The sequence below is a fragment of the Bradyrhizobium sp. MI1.3 genome (assembly GCF_055811695.1).
Genome location: NZ_JBVVPQ010000018.1, coordinates 16,897 through 30,658, shown reverse-complemented (window position 1 = coordinate 30,658; position 13,762 = coordinate 16,897). Strand labels below are relative to the sequence as shown.

Sequence of the window (13,762 nt, the reverse complement as noted above, 5' to 3'; positions counted from 1 at the left end):
AGGACGCTCATGAATCTGGCCGGACAGCTACGACTGATTGTCGCCGCATTGGCGGTGTGGGCTGCGACCGCGCTCGCTGCGCAGGCTGAAGAGGCCAATGATTATCCGACATCGGCGCGTGCCGAGTATGTCTATGGCTGCATGAAGGCCAATGGCGAGAGCCGGCAGGCGATCGAGCAATGTTCCTGCTCGATCGACGTGGTGGCCTCGATCGTGCCCTATGAGCGCTACGTCACCGCAGAAACCGCGCTCAGCATGTCCCAGGTCCGCGGCAATCTCGGCGTCCAGTTCCGCACCTCCGAGCAGGCGAACTCGGCCGTGAATGATTTGCGGCGAGCACAGGCGGAAGCCGAGGTGAGGTGTTTCTAACACTTTCTTCCTTCTCCCCTTGTGGGCCTGTTGCGCTATTGGTTTTTGAGGCTGAAGACGTCGAGAGAGAAGGTCTGGGTCGCGACAGGCTCCGGCCAAGGCTGTGATTGTCGCCCTCGGCGGGCGGCTCAGGCCGCGATCGCGGCCCATTTCCTCATGTTGAATGCGATGGAGGCGAGCAGGATTTGTCCGCTTGCCTTCATGAGACCGACGTAACGGATGTAGGTCAGCCGCATCCGGCGTTTGAGGGTAGCGAAGGTGGTCTCCACCGTCGCCCGTCGTCGAGAGATGAGTAGGTTGTAGCGTTTGAGCCTCGGTGGCAACTCTGGGTGATGGCGGTTGGGACGCCGGGCGATGCGGGGCTTTTTGCCTTCCGCCTTCAGCCGGGCTCGTCTGGCATGGGTATCGTAAGCCGCATCGGCCCACACCACGGCTTCATCGCCACGGATCAACTCATCAGCCGGCGTGGTGTCGTTGACATTGGCGGGCGTCGTCAGCACCGCGCGGATCAAGCCGGATCCTTCATCAACACCCACATGGGCCTTGTAACCGAAGGTCGAACCGCTCTTGCCCTGCCGCTTGGCAAAACGGGCGTCGGGATCGTTTGAGGGACGATCCTCCTTGGGAGGAGCCGACACCGCCTGGATCAAGGTTGCGTCCAGCATCGTGCCGCGCTTGAGGATGACGCCGGCATTCTCAAGCTGACGATCCAGTTCGCCAAACAGCTTCTCCAACAGACCTTCTTCAACCAGCTGGTTCCGAAAACGGTTCAGAACCGTGTGGTCGGGTGTCGCATCTTCGAGGCTTAGACCGACGAAGCGCTTGAACGACAACCGGTCGCCCAGCGCCTCTTCCGACAGACCGTAGAGCGACTGCAATAGCAGGGCGCGAAACAACACCAGCACCGGATAGCCTGGACGACCGGGGCTCCCTTCATCGCGCAAATGGCCGATCAGCTTCTCGAACCGGTACCACTTGACTAACCCCGACAGCCGATCCAGCGCTGCATTGGCACCTGCTCCCTTCGGGAGCCAAGCCTCAATAAAACTCGGCTGCCCCGTCTGCTTCACCGCCATCGTCATTCCTCCAAGGCTTTGCCTTAGAGAATCACAATTGACGGATTACGCAACAAGCCCTTTGTGGGAGAAGGTGGCGCGAAGCGCCGGATGAGGGGTATGTCTCCGCGAATACTATCGCAAGAGAGTAGCTCGCGGAGGCAAACCCCTCACCCAAGCGAAGTTTTGTCTACCAGCGGTGCTGCCCTCTCCCACAAGGGGCGAGGGCACAGCCATCCGCAATGCGTTTGACTTTGAAGGGGAAGGTGGCGCGCTACGTCCCCGGCTTCTCCACATCCCACTCGTTGCGGAACACGTGACCATCCGTGTCCTTGGCTTCCGCGCGAAAACGCTTGGCGCCGTTGGACACATAGGTGAAGCGCAGATTGGGATCTTCCGAGATCGAGATGCCGCCTTCCATCGAAAGCACGGGGCTGTCGTCCTGTGTCAGCTTGAGCTGGTTGACGAAGAAGGCGGGAATGTAGAGCTGCGTGACCTGGTCCATCTGCAGCCCGGAATTGTTGGGATGGCCGATCATGATCTGCGCCTCCCGCATGCGGCTCGCGGGGGCCTCTTCGCGCGCGAATTGCCGGTAGCGCATCTGGCCGAGCCGGTTCTGGGCTTCCTCGGCATTCTTTCCCGCTGGTGCCGAGCAGCCGCCGGAGGCCTTCACATAGACTTTCGAGACGTAGAGCTGGCCATCGCTGAGCTCGGCCACCGCATGAACGTCGGTGTAATTGTTGACGCGCACGCGCGTCGAGATTTCAGTGACGTTGGCATCCGGTCCGAGCTCGAATTTCGCCGCCATCGGCGCGGGGTTACGATCGATCACCAGCGTGATCGAACGGATGCGGCGGGCATCGCCGGGCGAGAGCTTGCTGCGCAGGGTCACGGGCACGATGGCCGCGTCCTCGGCGCGGTACGGCATCTCGATGCCAATGACATTGCCGCCGTCATTCATCGGACGGTTGCTGAAGATGTCCTGCACCAGTCCCGGCCAGGGATCGTAAGCTTCTTCAGCCTGCACCGGCACGGCGAATGCAATGCCGAGGAGCAGGGCGATCAGAGGCAGTCGGCGCGTGCATCCCGTCATGGTCATGGTCCCGCGGACGAAGCAACGTTACGCACATCGTAGCGCGTCCGCTACTCCCATTCAATTTCCGAAAATGCTGCGGTTGCGTTGCGGGCGTTGTAGTCGTCGAACAGCTCCCAGTGCGGCCGTTCCGAGGCGGCGGCCTTGTCAGCGGCGGTTCGGATCGGTTCGCCCTTCTTGTTCGCTGCCCGGACGTCCGTCAGCAGTGCCATCAGATAGCGCCGCTCATCGATCAGCGCCGCAGGCCATTCGCTCACGGGCCCGTGACCGGGAACGACGCGCTGCGCCGGAATGCTCTCGAGTTCCCCGAGGGTGCCGAGCCAGCCGCGAATGCTGCCGTCCATCACCGGAATATGGCGGAGGAAGACGAGGTCGCCAGCGAACAGCGTCTTCGTCGTCTCATCGAATACGGTCAAATCATTGTCGCTGTGCCCGGCCGGCCAGGCCCGCAAGCTCAGGCGGCGCGCGCCGAGATCGAGCGTCATTGTATCCGTGACAAGCATTGTGGGCGGCACGATCTTCACGGGAGATATCAATTCGTCGCCCATGATGCGCCTAAAATTGTCGAGATAGTACGGGCCGCGCGCAGCCAGCGCCCGCGGCAGCCTGCTGTGACCGACGAAAATGGTGTCTCCGACGGCGAAGGCCGCATTGCCGAAAACATGGTCGGGATGGCCGTGGGTATTGATGACGTAGCGGATCGGCTTGCTGGTGCGGGCTCGCACCGCCGCCAATAGCGCCTCGCCCTCGCGAAAGCTACCGCCGGTATCGATCACGGCCACCGCATCCTTGCCCACGATGAAGCCGACGTTGGCGATGTCGCCCTCGTTCTCGCGGGTCATCAGCGCGATGGTCCCGGAGTGTACGAATATTCCCGGCGCGACTTCGCTCACAGGCAATTCGGCCGCTGCGGCGCATGCTAGCGTCGCTGTCACCAGCAGGGACAAGGCTGCGATCACGAGAGCGATGCGAGACACTTTTCCGCCTCAGTTCAAAGGGTTGCGCGCATTGCACTGCAACAAAGAAAGCCAGCACAAACTCTGGCAAGACATGGCGCGTCATGCGTTGCATGGCTAGCATTCAAACAAGCCTAGGAGGAAGCGCGATGACGGAGGCCGGACGACATCGTCGCTGGTTGTTTTCACTGAGTATCCTGGTTGCGTCTTGCGCGTTCGGCGACGTCGCCATCGCGCAGACCAACGAGACGGGTGACCTCTCGTTCGAGCTGGTCGACCCCAAGGTGCTGCGCGTCTGTTCCGACCCGCGCAATCTGCCGTTCTCGAACGAGAAGGGCGAGGGGTTCGAGAACAAGCTTGCCGAGCTGTTTGCGGACAAGCTCCAGAAGAAGCTCGACTATGTCTTTTTTCCGCAAGCCACCGGCTTCGTGCGCATGACGCTCGGATCGCATCGCTGCGACGTCATCATGGGCTTCCCCCAAGGCGACGACCTTGTGCAAGGCACCAATCCTTATTACCGCACGAGCTATGCGCTGGTCGCGAAAGCGGGCAGCGGGCTGGAGGAGGTCGACACGCTCGAGGATGCCAGGCTGAAGGGCAAGCATGTCGGCATCGTCGCCGGCACGCCGCCTGCCACCAACATGGCCATCGCGGGACTGATGGGTGATGCAAAGCCCTATCCGCTGATGATCGACACGCGCTACGACAATTCGGCGCAGGCCATGATCGATGATCTCACGGCGGGCAAGATTGACGCCGGCGTGCTGTGGGGACCGATGGCAGGGTTCTACGCGAAGAAGGCGGGGTCGCTTCATGTCACGCCGCTGGTGAAGGAAACCACCGGGCCAAAGCTGGTCTATCGCATCGGCATGGGCGTGCGTGGCGCCGACCAGAACTGGAAGCGGCAGCTCAACAAGCTGATCCAGGAGAACCAGGGCGAGATCAACAAGATCCTGCTCGATTTCGGCGTGCCGCTGCTGGACGAGAGCGATCGGCCGCTCGGCGCGGAGACGGCCAAGAAGGCACCATGACATGAGGCGGCGCGTTGTCGCTGCGCTGGTCGCCGCCGTGCTGATGGCGCCGGTCGTTGCGCAGCAGCAGGAGCCGTTCGAGCCCGAGGGCTATCGCACCGACAACTACCGCGCGCCCGTGCCGGCGACGCTCGGCGGCGCGCGCGTGCTGTCGACGTCAGAAGCCGAGGCGATCTGGCACGCGAAGAGCGGCGCCTTCATCGACGTGCTGCCGCGCGCGCCGAAGCCGAAGAACCTTCCAGCGGGTACCGTCTGGCGCGAGGCGCCGCGCAAAAACATTCCGGGCAGCATCTGGCTGCCGGATACCGGCTACGGAACGCTGCCGCCCGCCATGGACGACTATTTCCAGCGCGGCCTCGCGCGTGCATCACACGGCGACAAGACCGCGCTGCTCGTGATCTATTGCCTGGCGGATTGCTGGATGTCCTGGAACGCCGCCAAGCGCGCGCTCGCGTATGGCTACTCCAGCGTCGCCTGGTATCCCGATGGCACCGACGGCTGGGAGCGTGCAAAGCTTCCGACTGAGGAGGCGCAGCCCGAGCCGCGGCCGGAGCAGTGAAGAATTGAGCCGAGCTGTGTCGTCGATGGCCTCGTGGTTCGAGACGACCGCTTCGCGGTCTCCTCACCATGAGGGTCTGACATCTCGCCACGAAACCAGACCTCATCCTGAGGAGCCCGCCGTAGGCGGGCGTCTCGAAGGATGGCCGCAAAGATCCCGGCCTACTGCTTCTGCAGCTTGGTCAGCGTGCCCGTGCCGTTATTGTCGGTCGCAGAGTAGCTCACCCGGTCGCCGGCGTGGACGGCATCGAGCATTGCGGCGTCCTTGGCCTTGTACTCCTGCAGCGCGCCGGCCCCGCCTGCGCTGCCGCCGACTGTGCCCTTCTGCGTCTGCTGGATCGAGATCGTGCTGTTGAGCCGATCAATCCGAGTGACCATGCCGGTCAGATCGTCAGCGAATGCGCTGCTTGCGAGCATGCTGATGGCCGCAGCGCCTGCGAGGATGAATTTTGTGGTTCCCATCGAGGCCTCCCGATGCCTTGGATTACCCGTCGACAAGACATCCTAGACCGATTTGGTTCCGGCATATAGCACAGGTTAATGATCGCAATGGAGGCGCGGGAACCTGCCGCAAGCGGTCAATGAGGCTGACGCTATTCCATTTCCTGCTGGATCACGCGTCCGAGCGCAAACAGCCGCTGGTCGATGGTGGTGGGAACCTCGCAAACGAACCGCACGACCTTGTGGCGGTCCTCGAAAATGCGGGTCTTCCAGATCAGCTCGTTGCTGAGCGCCTCGACCTTGGCCTCGTCGCGCGGCGTGGCGCCCTGGAGCGCCTGGAGCTGGACACTCTCCTCGCGGATCTTGTCGGCGGCTTCGCGCTGCTTGCGGCTGACGCGTTCCAACCCGCTCATGACCTGCGAGCGCTGAGCGTTGAGCGTGTCGAACAGGCCTGCGAACAGCAGTTTCGCATTCGCGGTCTTGTCGGCCGCGGAGCCCGCCAAAAACTCCTTCACCAACTTCTCGGCCTCTTCCAGCGGTGTCTTGCGTGCCGACAGTTTGGCGACCAGCGCGCTGACCTTGGCGTCGTCCTTCCACTTGTTCTGCACGTCGTCGAGCGAGGGGCCAGCCCAAACGGCCGCGAGCGAAATTTCCGGCACTTTTGCCTGCGTGCAGGGCCAATCCGGATAGCGCGGATCGGCCGCGCGTGCCGCCGTGCCCGCGGCTGCGAGCATCAGAGCGGCCATGGCCAGAACCCGAACCGTCATCCTTCGCCTCCCGCAGGGCCCCGTCGCGCCAGCCCGCGCGAGGGATCATAGGCCAGAATCGCGCCGATCATGAAGACGATTGTGCAGGTCGCGACCACCGCCAGCGAGATCCAGTTGATCTGTCCGTACAGCGCGAAGCGGATCAGCTCGACCGCATGGGTGAACGGATTGGCCTCGCAGACATAGTAGAGATATGGGCTGCCCTCCTGCACCCGCCAGAGCGGGTAGAGCGCCGATGAAGCGAAGAACATCGGGAAAATGACAAAGTTCATCACGCCGGCAAAGTTCTCCAGCTGCTTGATGCCAGAGGAGATCAGCATGCCGAGCGAACCCAGCATCAGTCCGGACAGGATCAGTGCCGGCAATACCGTGAGATAGCCTGACAGAGGAGGGGTGATGTCCCAGAACCAGGCGATCAGCAGGAACGCATAGACCTGGAGCAGCGACACCGCGGTGCCCGCGAGCAGCTTGCAGAACAACAGGTAGCCGCGCGGCAGTGGGCTTACCAGCAGCGTGCGCATGTTGCCCATCTCGCGGTCATAGACCATCGAGAGCGAGGATTGCATGCCGTTGAACAGCTGGATCATCGCCATCAGCCCGGGCGCGATGAAGACCTCGTAGAGGATGTAGGTCTCGTAGGGCGGGATGATGGAGATGCCGAGCACCTGGCGGAAACCGGCGGCGAAGATGAACAGCCACACCAGCGGCCGCACCAGCGCCGAGACGAAACGCTCGCGCTGGTGCAGGAAGCGCAGTCCTTCGCGCCAGACGATGCCCGTGAGGCAGGTCATGTATTCGGCGGCCGAGAAGCCGCGTGGCGCCTCGCGCATGCTGATGCTGCTCATGCGCCACCGCCCGGCACGGTCTGCGCGCCGGTCAGGCGCATGAAGGCGGAGTTGACGTCCTGCGCGCCGGCTTCCGCGACGACGCGGCTCATCGGTCCCCGCGCCAGCACCTTGCCCTGGTGCAGCACCACGAGATCGTCACCGGCCATGATCTCGTCGAACAGATGCGTGGCCCAGAGCACGCCGATGCCTTGCTCGCTCACGAGCTGGCGCACATGGCTGATGATGTCGGCGCGCGCTTTGACGTCGAGGCCGACGGTGGGCTCGTCCAGCAAGAGCAGGCGTGGCCGATGCAGCAGCGCACGGGCGATCTCCAGCCGCCGCATCTGCCCGCCCGAGAGATCGCGCACCTTGCTGCCGGCGCGCTCGGTAAGCCCGATGCGACCGAGCAGCTCGGCGGCTCGCGCGCGGGCCTCGCGGCGGCTGATGCCGTGGAGTGCGGCGTGATAGAGCAGGTTCTGCGTCAGCGACAGATCGAGATCGAGCGTGCGCGGCTGGAACACGACGCCGAGCAACCGCAGCGCTTCTCCGGGACTCTTGCTGACATCATGGCCGAAAATGCCGACGCGGCCGGACTGGATGCCGAACAGGCGCGTGATCAGCGAGAACAGCGTGCTCTTGCCCGCCCCGTTGAGGCCAAGCAGGGCCGTGAAGCTCGCGGGCTGCACGTCGAAGGACACGTCCATCAGCGCGCGGCGCGGGCCATAGGCGTGGCTGACGCTGTCGATCGATAGCGCGGGCACACCCGCCGGATCGGGCCTTGGTGTTTCGCGTTGTTCGGCGATGGGAGCAGGGCTGGTCATGGCGCGATCGTGATACCCCAGGGCAGTTCGCCCACCTGAATGGTCTTGATCACCTTTTGCGCGGCGACGTCGATGACGGAGACGTCGTTCGAGACGCCATTGGTGGTGAGCAGAAATTTTTCGTCCGGCGTGAAGGCCATGTGCCAGACCCGTTGTCCCACCAGCAGATATTTGGTCACCTTGCGCGAGGCGGTATCGACCACGGCGATGCGGTTGGCTGGCCCGAGCGCGATGAAGGCGGTCTTGTCGTCCCGGGTCATGCCGATGCCGACGGGCTGGATCGCCTCTTTCCTCAACCCCGGAATCTCGAAATTGATCTTCCCGGTCACCTCGTGCTTTGCGGGGTCGATGATCGAGACGGTGCCGCCGATCTCCGAGGACACCCACAATTCGGAAGCGTCGTGCTTGAATTCGGCAAAGCGCGGCCGCGCGTCGACCAGCACGTTGGCGACGATCTGGCGCGACGACGTGTCGATGAAATGCGCCATGTTGGTGGTCTCGGACGTGTTGATCAGCGTCTTGCCGTCCGGGCTGATCGTCATGCCCTCGGGCTCGACGCCGACCTGGATGTCGCCAAGGCGGGCGCGCTTCTCGAGGTCGATCACGGTCACCGTGTTGTCGTTCTCGTTCGCGACATAGAGGACCTTGCCAGCGGCATCCTGGGCGAACAATTCCGGGTCGGGCCCGGAGGGCAGGCTGTCCACCACGGTTTGCGTCTTGGCGTCGATCATCTGGATGGTGTCGTCGTCGCCGACCGCGACCATCACGAACTTGCCATCGCGCGTGAAGTCGATGCCGCGCGGGCGCTGGCCGACCTTGATGGTCTTGGTCACCGTCCAGCTGTCGGTGTCGATCACCGACACCGTGTTGCTCTTCTCGTTCGAGACATAAGCGATGAACGCATGCGCCGGCGCTGCCGCCAGCGCCAGTCCGAACAGCAACCCAACACGCCACGTGCGCAACATCTGCTTTCTCATTTCAGCTTGCATTTGCTCTCCGGGCGGTCATAGCCGAGCGTGTCGAGCTCGGAGACTTGATGCAGGAAACCTTCTTGCGGCGACACCGACACCACCATGCGGCCATCGACCAGCAGGATCGGCTGGCGCAGCTGCAGGTTCCAATCGCGCAAGGTCAGCTTGGTGCCCTTGAAGGCGGCGACCGAGAACTCCGGGCCCTTGATGAAATCGGTGACCTTCTTGATATCGCCGGAATTGGTGCGCGAGGTGGCCTCTCCGATCATGCGCACGGCCGTCCACGCCTGCATGTCGAGCGCGGTCATCCGCCGCGCGTTGAGCTTGACGAAGCGGTTCTGCATCTGGATCGCGCCCCACTGGTCCTGCGCGGCATCCCAGCTCCGCGGCACCAGACCGGCAGAGCCCGCGACAGGCCGCGGATCCCAGGTGCGATAGGGCAGGTAGGCGCCGAACACCTCGCTCTCGTCGGCGGCGACCAGCACGTCATAGGCCGGAGCCTGTTGCGTGAACACCGGCATCTGGCGCTGGATCAGCGTCACGCCCGAGTCCGTGCGGCGCGCGCCGCCTTTGTCTTCGAAGCTGCGCTCCTGCACGATCTTGGCGCCGAACCGCGTCGCGGTGCGCCGGAGCGCATCGGCGAACAACTTGTCCTCGTCATGCGAGCCGACCACGAGCAGCCAGCGCTTCCACTGCTTCCACACCAGATATTGGCCGAGCGCATCGGCCAGCATTGCGCGGGTCGGCGCGGTATGGATGACATTGGCGCGGCAATCGGCCTCGCGCAGCCGCTCGTCGATCGCGCCGGCGTTGAACAGCAACGTGCCGCGCTCGCGCAAGGCGTCGGCGACTTTCAGCAGCGCGTCGGCCGGCAGATCGGCGATGATGAAGCCGTTGCGTGCGGCGAGGTCGGTCGCGGCCTGCACGGCATCCTCGCCCTCCTTGATGCGCCGCTCCTCCAGCGCAAATCGCTGGTTGAGGAATTTGCCGGTGGTGTTGTTGTCCTCGATGGCGAGGCGCGCGCCGGCGACGCCGTCATTCTCCGCGGGCTGCTCGACCAGCGACAGCGTCGATTTGGTGCCGGCGATTCCGAGATAGCCGACGCCGATCATGACAGGGTCGGCCGCGAGCGCGCTCGTCGCAGCAAAACCCAGGCCGATCAGGCCGACCAACCATCGGATCATGTTTCCTCCGTACAACTCCCCGGCTTGACCGCCGATGGAGAATTGTCTCTGCTAAAGCATGACCGATTTGTCAGGCCATGCAACCCCGCATTTCGTCCTCACGCTGCCACGCCGGGAATCACGATCATGCGAGCGCTGATATGTTTCGCAGCTTTGTTGTTGACGGGTTCGGCCGCGCTCGCCGATCCGCCGAAACTCGCGGTGTTCGACTTTGAACTGATCGACACCAGCCTGCCCGGCGAGTTCTACGGCTCGAAGCCGGAGGAGGCGCGGCTCGACCTCATCAGCGAGCAGTTGCGCAAGGCACTGGTTGAGTCAGGCAGGTTCCAGCTGATCGATATCGCGCCGGTCCGGGACGCGGCCCGTCACGCCAATCTGCAGGCTTGCGGCGGCTGCGACCTCAAGCTTGCCGGGCAGCTCGGTGCCGATTTGGAAATCACCGGCATGGTGCAGAAGGTCTCGAACCTGATCATCAATCTGAACATCTATCTGCGCGACGTGAAGACCGGCAACATGATCACGGCCGCCAGCGCCGACATGCGCGGCAACACGGATGAATCCTGGACGCGCACGATGAGTTATCTGATCCGCAACCGGTTGCTGGCACCGAATTACGGCAAGCCGTGAGGGGGATATTTACTCCTTCAATCGCTCCGCATGCCAGTGCAGGTGATCGCCCATGAAGGTCGAGATGAAATAATAGCTGTGGTCATAGCCCGCCTGCCGCCGCAGCGTCAGCGGGATGTTGGCCTTGGCACAGGCCGCCTGCAGCAATTCAGGACGAAGCTGCTCCTTCAAGAAGTTATCAGCCTCGCCGACATCGACCAGAAAGCCTGAAAACTTCGCGCCGTCCTCGATCAGCGCCACCGTGTCGTGGCTGCGCCACATATCCTTGTTCGGCCCGAGATAGCCCGTCAGCGCCTTGATGCCCCAGGGCACGAGCGATGGCGCCACGATCGGCGCAAAGGCGCTGGCCGCGCGAAAACGGTGCGGGTTGCGCAGCGCGACCGTCAATGCGCCATGGCCGCCCATCGAATGGCCCATCACCGATTGCCGCTTGGCATCGACCGGAAAATTCTCCGCCACGAGTTTCGGCAGTTCGTCGGTGACGTAGCTCCACATGCGATAATTGCGCGAAAACGGCGCTTCCGTCGCGTCGACATAGAAGCCGGCGCCAAGACCGAAATCATAGGCATTATTGGCATCGCCCGGCACGTCGGGGCCCCGCGGGGAGGTGTCGGGCGCGACGAAGATCAGGCCGAGCTCGGCGCAGGCTTTGCGGAATTCGCCTTTCTCGGTGACGTTGGCATGCGTGCAAGTGAGGCCGGAGAGATACCAGACCACGGGCAGCTTGGCGCCCTGCGCGTGCGGAGGAACATAGACCGAGAACACCATGTCGGTTCCGGTTGCCTGGCTGGCATGGCGATACACGCCCTGCACGCCGCCATAGGATGTATTGGTCGAGACAGTCTGGATCGTCATGCCGTTATGCTCCGTGGCATCAAGCCACATCAGGATTGCAACGCTTGTGTGACCGAATTCGTGGCGGCCGTCAGGCCACGCCACTGTCGATCGCCAGCCGCACCAGCTCGACAGAGGTTTTCACCCCGAGCTTCTGGCGCATGATGGACGAGGTGTTGGCGACAGTCTTGTAGGACGACTGCACCAGCCAGGCGATCTCGGAAAGGCTCTTTCCGGCGCTGAGCAGCCGCAAAATCTCCATCTCGCGCGCATTCAGTTTCGACAGCGGGCTTTGCGCCAGCGCGGGTCCCGCAAAGGCGATGCTGCGCGCGATCGCGCTCGGCAGATAGGTGCCGCCGCCGCCAACGATGCGAATCGCCTCGACGAGATCATCGGGGTCACCGGTCTTGGAGACATAGCCCTTGGCGCCGCACTCGATCGCACGCGCGGCAAAAGCAGGGTCGTCGTTCATGCTGAACATGATGATTCGGGCCTCGGGCGCGCGCTCGAGGATGCGGCGCGCGAGCTCAAAGCCGGACACGGTCGGCAGGTTGATGTCGATGATCGAGAGGTCGGGGCGCTCGACGATGAAGACGCACTCGCCGTCTTCGGCGTCGGCGGCCTCCAAAATCTCGATCTCGCCCTCGTCGGCCAGCACGGCACGGCAGCCGGAGGCGACGATGGGATGATCGTCGACGATCAAAATGCGCATAGGCGTTCCTCGCGACAGCGTCTTGGCCTGTTTCGCGCCCGGCCGGGATTGCTGTACGCTTTCGATTAGATATCGGGCGCTTCGCCTCTGTCAACGTTATCGGACAGGCGCAGGCCAATCCTTCGCGGGGGGTACGGGCGATACCAATGTGGCAAAATCTATCCTTGCGCGGGCGCATCAACCTGCTCCTGGCGCTGCTGCTGGCGCTGGGACTCGCCGTCAATATCGGCCGCCAGGTCGCAGAAGCCGGGCCGCGCGTGCAGGCCGAGGACCAGAGCGTGATCCGGCTCGCGCGCGAATTCATCGAGATGATCGTTGCGGATCTCAACGAGGCGCCCGATCCGGATGCCAGGCTCAACCAGATTGCGCGCGACCTCAGTCGCCTGCGCCATGTCAGCATCGCGCTTCGGGACGAAGCCGGCAGTCCGCTGACGCAGCCGCGGACCGACGTCGATGACGACACCCGCGCGCCGCCGGCCTGGTTCGTCAGCTTGGTTCATCCCGAGCAGACCGCGGTGAGCGTACCCGTCTCGATCCACGGCAAGCCGGGTTCGCTGCTGATCACCTCCCATCCCGATGACGAGATCGCCGAGATCTGGGACGCCATCGTGACCCAGCTCGAGGTCGGCTCGGTGATCGCGCTGGCGCTGTTCCTGGTGATGATGAATGTGGTCGGCCGGGCGCTGGCGCCGCTCCAGTCCCTGGCGGATATGATGGCCGAGCTCGAAGACGGTCGCTATCAGGCGCGCGTCGCGCCGGGCGGCGCGCCGGAGCTCGCCGCGATCTGCACCAAGCTCAACCATCTTGCGGCAACGCTCAGTGACGCCATCGAGGACAAGCGGCGCCTCGCCGAGCGAACGGTATCGCTCCAGGATGTCGAGCGCAAGGAGATCGCCCGCGAGCTCCATGACGAGTTCGGGCCATATCTGTTCTCGCTGCGCGCGCATGCGAGCGCGCTGGCAAAGCAGGCGGACGGACGCGCCCCGAATGCGGAGGCCGTGCGAAAACACGGCAGCGCCATGCTGGAACAGATCAACGCGCTTCAACAGTTCAATCGCCGCGTGCTGGAGCGCCTCCGGCCTGTCGGCCTGGCCGAGCTCGGCCTGCGCCTGGCACTGGAATCGCTGTCGCGACTGTGGCGGGAGTCGCATCCCGATGTCGCCATCGAGACCGTGATTTCGCCGGCGCTTGGCGTCACCGGGGAGACTGCCGACCTCACCATCTACCGCATCGTGCAGGAGGCGCTCACCAACGTGTTCCGCCACGCCGGGGCGACCTCGGTCAATGTCGTCATCGAGCCGGTGGCGCAGGCGGCAAGCGATGGCCGCAGCGGTGCCCGGGTGCGGATCAGCGACAACGGCCGCGGCATGGAGCCGGGCCAGAAGCTCGGCTTCGGGCTCGTCGGCATGCGCGAGCGGATTCTGGCGCTGGGCGGCACGCTGAACGTCGTCTCGGGTGACGGCGGTCTGACCGTAGAGGCCCTGGTTCCGACGGCAGCGGCCTGATCGCGTCGGGA

16 protein-coding genes are annotated in these 13,762 nt (G+C 63.8%); 5 read left to right on the top strand and 11 right to left on the bottom strand.

Features of this window, described 5'->3' with window-relative positions; genetic code table 11:
• The first annotated feature begins 9 nt into the window (after positions 1–9).
• The gene (locus tag AC0L3A_RS15620) at positions 10–369 is read left to right on the top strand and encodes a hypothetical protein (protein WP_473254707.1); all 360 of its coding nucleotides are present in this window, start codon (positions 10–12) and stop codon (positions 367–369) included.
• A 128-nt stretch (positions 370–497) separates the two neighbouring features.
• Here AC0L3A_RS15620 and AC0L3A_RS15615 read toward each other — a convergent pair whose 3' ends face one another.
• From AC0L3A_RS15615 to AC0L3A_RS15605, 3 genes are all read right to left on the bottom strand, one after another.
• Complete coding sequence (locus tag AC0L3A_RS15615; protein ID WP_473254706.1) at positions 498–1,445, bottom strand: IS5 family transposase; 948 nt, start codon at positions 1,443–1,445, stop codon at positions 498–500.
• Positions 1,446–1,698: 253 nt separating this feature from the next.
• Positions 1,699–2,517 carry a quinoprotein dehydrogenase-associated SoxYZ-like carrier gene (locus tag AC0L3A_RS15610; RefSeq protein WP_007601393.1) on the bottom strand — a complete coding sequence of 273 codons (819 nt, stop codon included), beginning with the start codon at positions 2,515–2,517 and terminating at the stop codon, positions 1,699–1,701.
• A gap of 50 nt (positions 2,518–2,567) precedes the next feature.
• On the bottom strand, positions 2,568–3,494 hold the full coding sequence (locus AC0L3A_RS15605; protein WP_007601395.1) for a quinoprotein relay system zinc metallohydrolase 2: 927 nt from the start codon (positions 3,492–3,494) through the stop codon (positions 2,568–2,570).
• Positions 3,495–3,622: 128 nt separating this feature from the next.
• Between AC0L3A_RS15605 and AC0L3A_RS15600 the strand changes: the two genes are divergently transcribed.
• Positions 3,623–4,504 (top strand): substrate-binding domain-containing protein, encoded by an 882-nt coding sequence (locus tag AC0L3A_RS15600; protein ID WP_007601397.1) that lies wholly within the window; start codon positions 3,623–3,625, stop codon positions 4,502–4,504.
• Position 4,505: 1 nt separating this feature from the next.
• Positions 4,506–5,063 carry a PQQ-dependent catabolism-associated CXXCW motif protein gene (locus tag AC0L3A_RS15595; protein WP_007601399.1) on the top strand — a complete coding sequence of 186 codons (558 nt, stop codon included), beginning with the start codon at positions 4,506–4,508 and terminating at the stop codon, positions 5,061–5,063.
• Between the two features lie 161 nt (positions 5,064–5,224).
• Here AC0L3A_RS15595 and AC0L3A_RS15590 read toward each other — a convergent pair whose 3' ends face one another.
• The 6 genes from AC0L3A_RS15590 to AC0L3A_RS15565 form a co-directional block, all read right to left on the bottom strand.
• Complete coding sequence (locus tag AC0L3A_RS15590; protein WP_007601401.1) at positions 5,225–5,524, bottom strand: copper-binding protein; 300 nt, start codon at positions 5,522–5,524, stop codon at positions 5,225–5,227.
• Between the two features lie 131 nt (positions 5,525–5,655).
• Positions 5,656–6,270: a hypothetical protein gene (locus AC0L3A_RS15585; protein ID WP_007601402.1), complete on the bottom strand. Its 615-nt coding sequence runs from the start codon at positions 6,268–6,270 to the stop codon at positions 5,656–5,658.
• Positions 6,267–7,115, bottom strand: coding sequence for an ABC transporter permease (locus AC0L3A_RS15580; RefSeq protein ID WP_035994388.1), 849 nt, complete (start codon positions 7,113–7,115; stop codon positions 6,267–6,269). Before AC0L3A_RS15580 ends, AC0L3A_RS15585 begins: the two co-directional genes overlap by 4 nt.
• The gene (locus AC0L3A_RS15575) at positions 7,112–7,918 is read right to left on the bottom strand and encodes an ABC transporter ATP-binding protein (RefSeq protein ID WP_007601404.1); all 807 of its coding nucleotides are present in this window, start codon (positions 7,916–7,918) and stop codon (positions 7,112–7,114) included. The genes AC0L3A_RS15580 and AC0L3A_RS15575 overlap by 4 nt, the downstream gene beginning before the upstream one ends.
• Positions 7,915–8,883: a YVTN family beta-propeller repeat protein gene (locus tag AC0L3A_RS15570; RefSeq protein WP_219678751.1), complete on the bottom strand. Its 969-nt coding sequence runs from the start codon at positions 8,881–8,883 to the stop codon at positions 7,915–7,917. Before AC0L3A_RS15570 ends, AC0L3A_RS15575 begins: the two co-directional genes overlap by 4 nt.
• A gap of 8 nt (positions 8,884–8,891) precedes the next feature.
• Positions 8,892–10,073: an ABC transporter substrate-binding protein gene (locus AC0L3A_RS15565; protein WP_007601406.1), complete on the bottom strand. Its 1,182-nt coding sequence runs from the start codon at positions 10,071–10,073 to the stop codon at positions 8,892–8,894.
• Positions 10,074–10,199: 126 nt separating this feature from the next.
• Here AC0L3A_RS15565 and AC0L3A_RS15560 point away from each other — a divergent pair, with 126 nt between their 5' ends.
• A complete protein-coding gene (locus AC0L3A_RS15560) occupies positions 10,200–10,700 on the top strand; it encodes a DUF3280 domain-containing protein (RefSeq protein WP_219678755.1) in 501 nt (166 codons plus the stop codon).
• Positions 10,701–10,709: 9 nt separating this feature from the next.
• Here the strand turns inward: AC0L3A_RS15560 and fghA are convergent, their stop codons facing one another.
• Both fghA and AC0L3A_RS15550 read right to left on the bottom strand, forming a co-directional pair.
• A complete protein-coding gene (fghA, locus tag AC0L3A_RS15555; RefSeq protein WP_219678758.1) occupies positions 10,710–11,555 on the bottom strand; it encodes an S-formylglutathione hydrolase in 846 nt (281 codons plus the stop codon).
• A gap of 70 nt (positions 11,556–11,625) precedes the next feature.
• Positions 11,626–12,246 (bottom strand): response regulator, encoded by a 621-nt coding sequence (locus AC0L3A_RS15550; RefSeq protein WP_007601414.1) that lies wholly within the window; start codon positions 12,244–12,246, stop codon positions 11,626–11,628.
• Between the two features lie 146 nt (positions 12,247–12,392).
• On the opposite strand from AC0L3A_RS15550, the gene AC0L3A_RS15545 reads away from it, so the two are divergent.
• Positions 12,393–13,751 carry a histidine kinase gene (locus AC0L3A_RS15545; protein WP_473254703.1) on the top strand — a complete coding sequence of 453 codons (1,359 nt, stop codon included), beginning with the start codon at positions 12,393–12,395 and terminating at the stop codon, positions 13,749–13,751.
• Positions 13,752–13,762 lie beyond the last annotated feature (11 nt).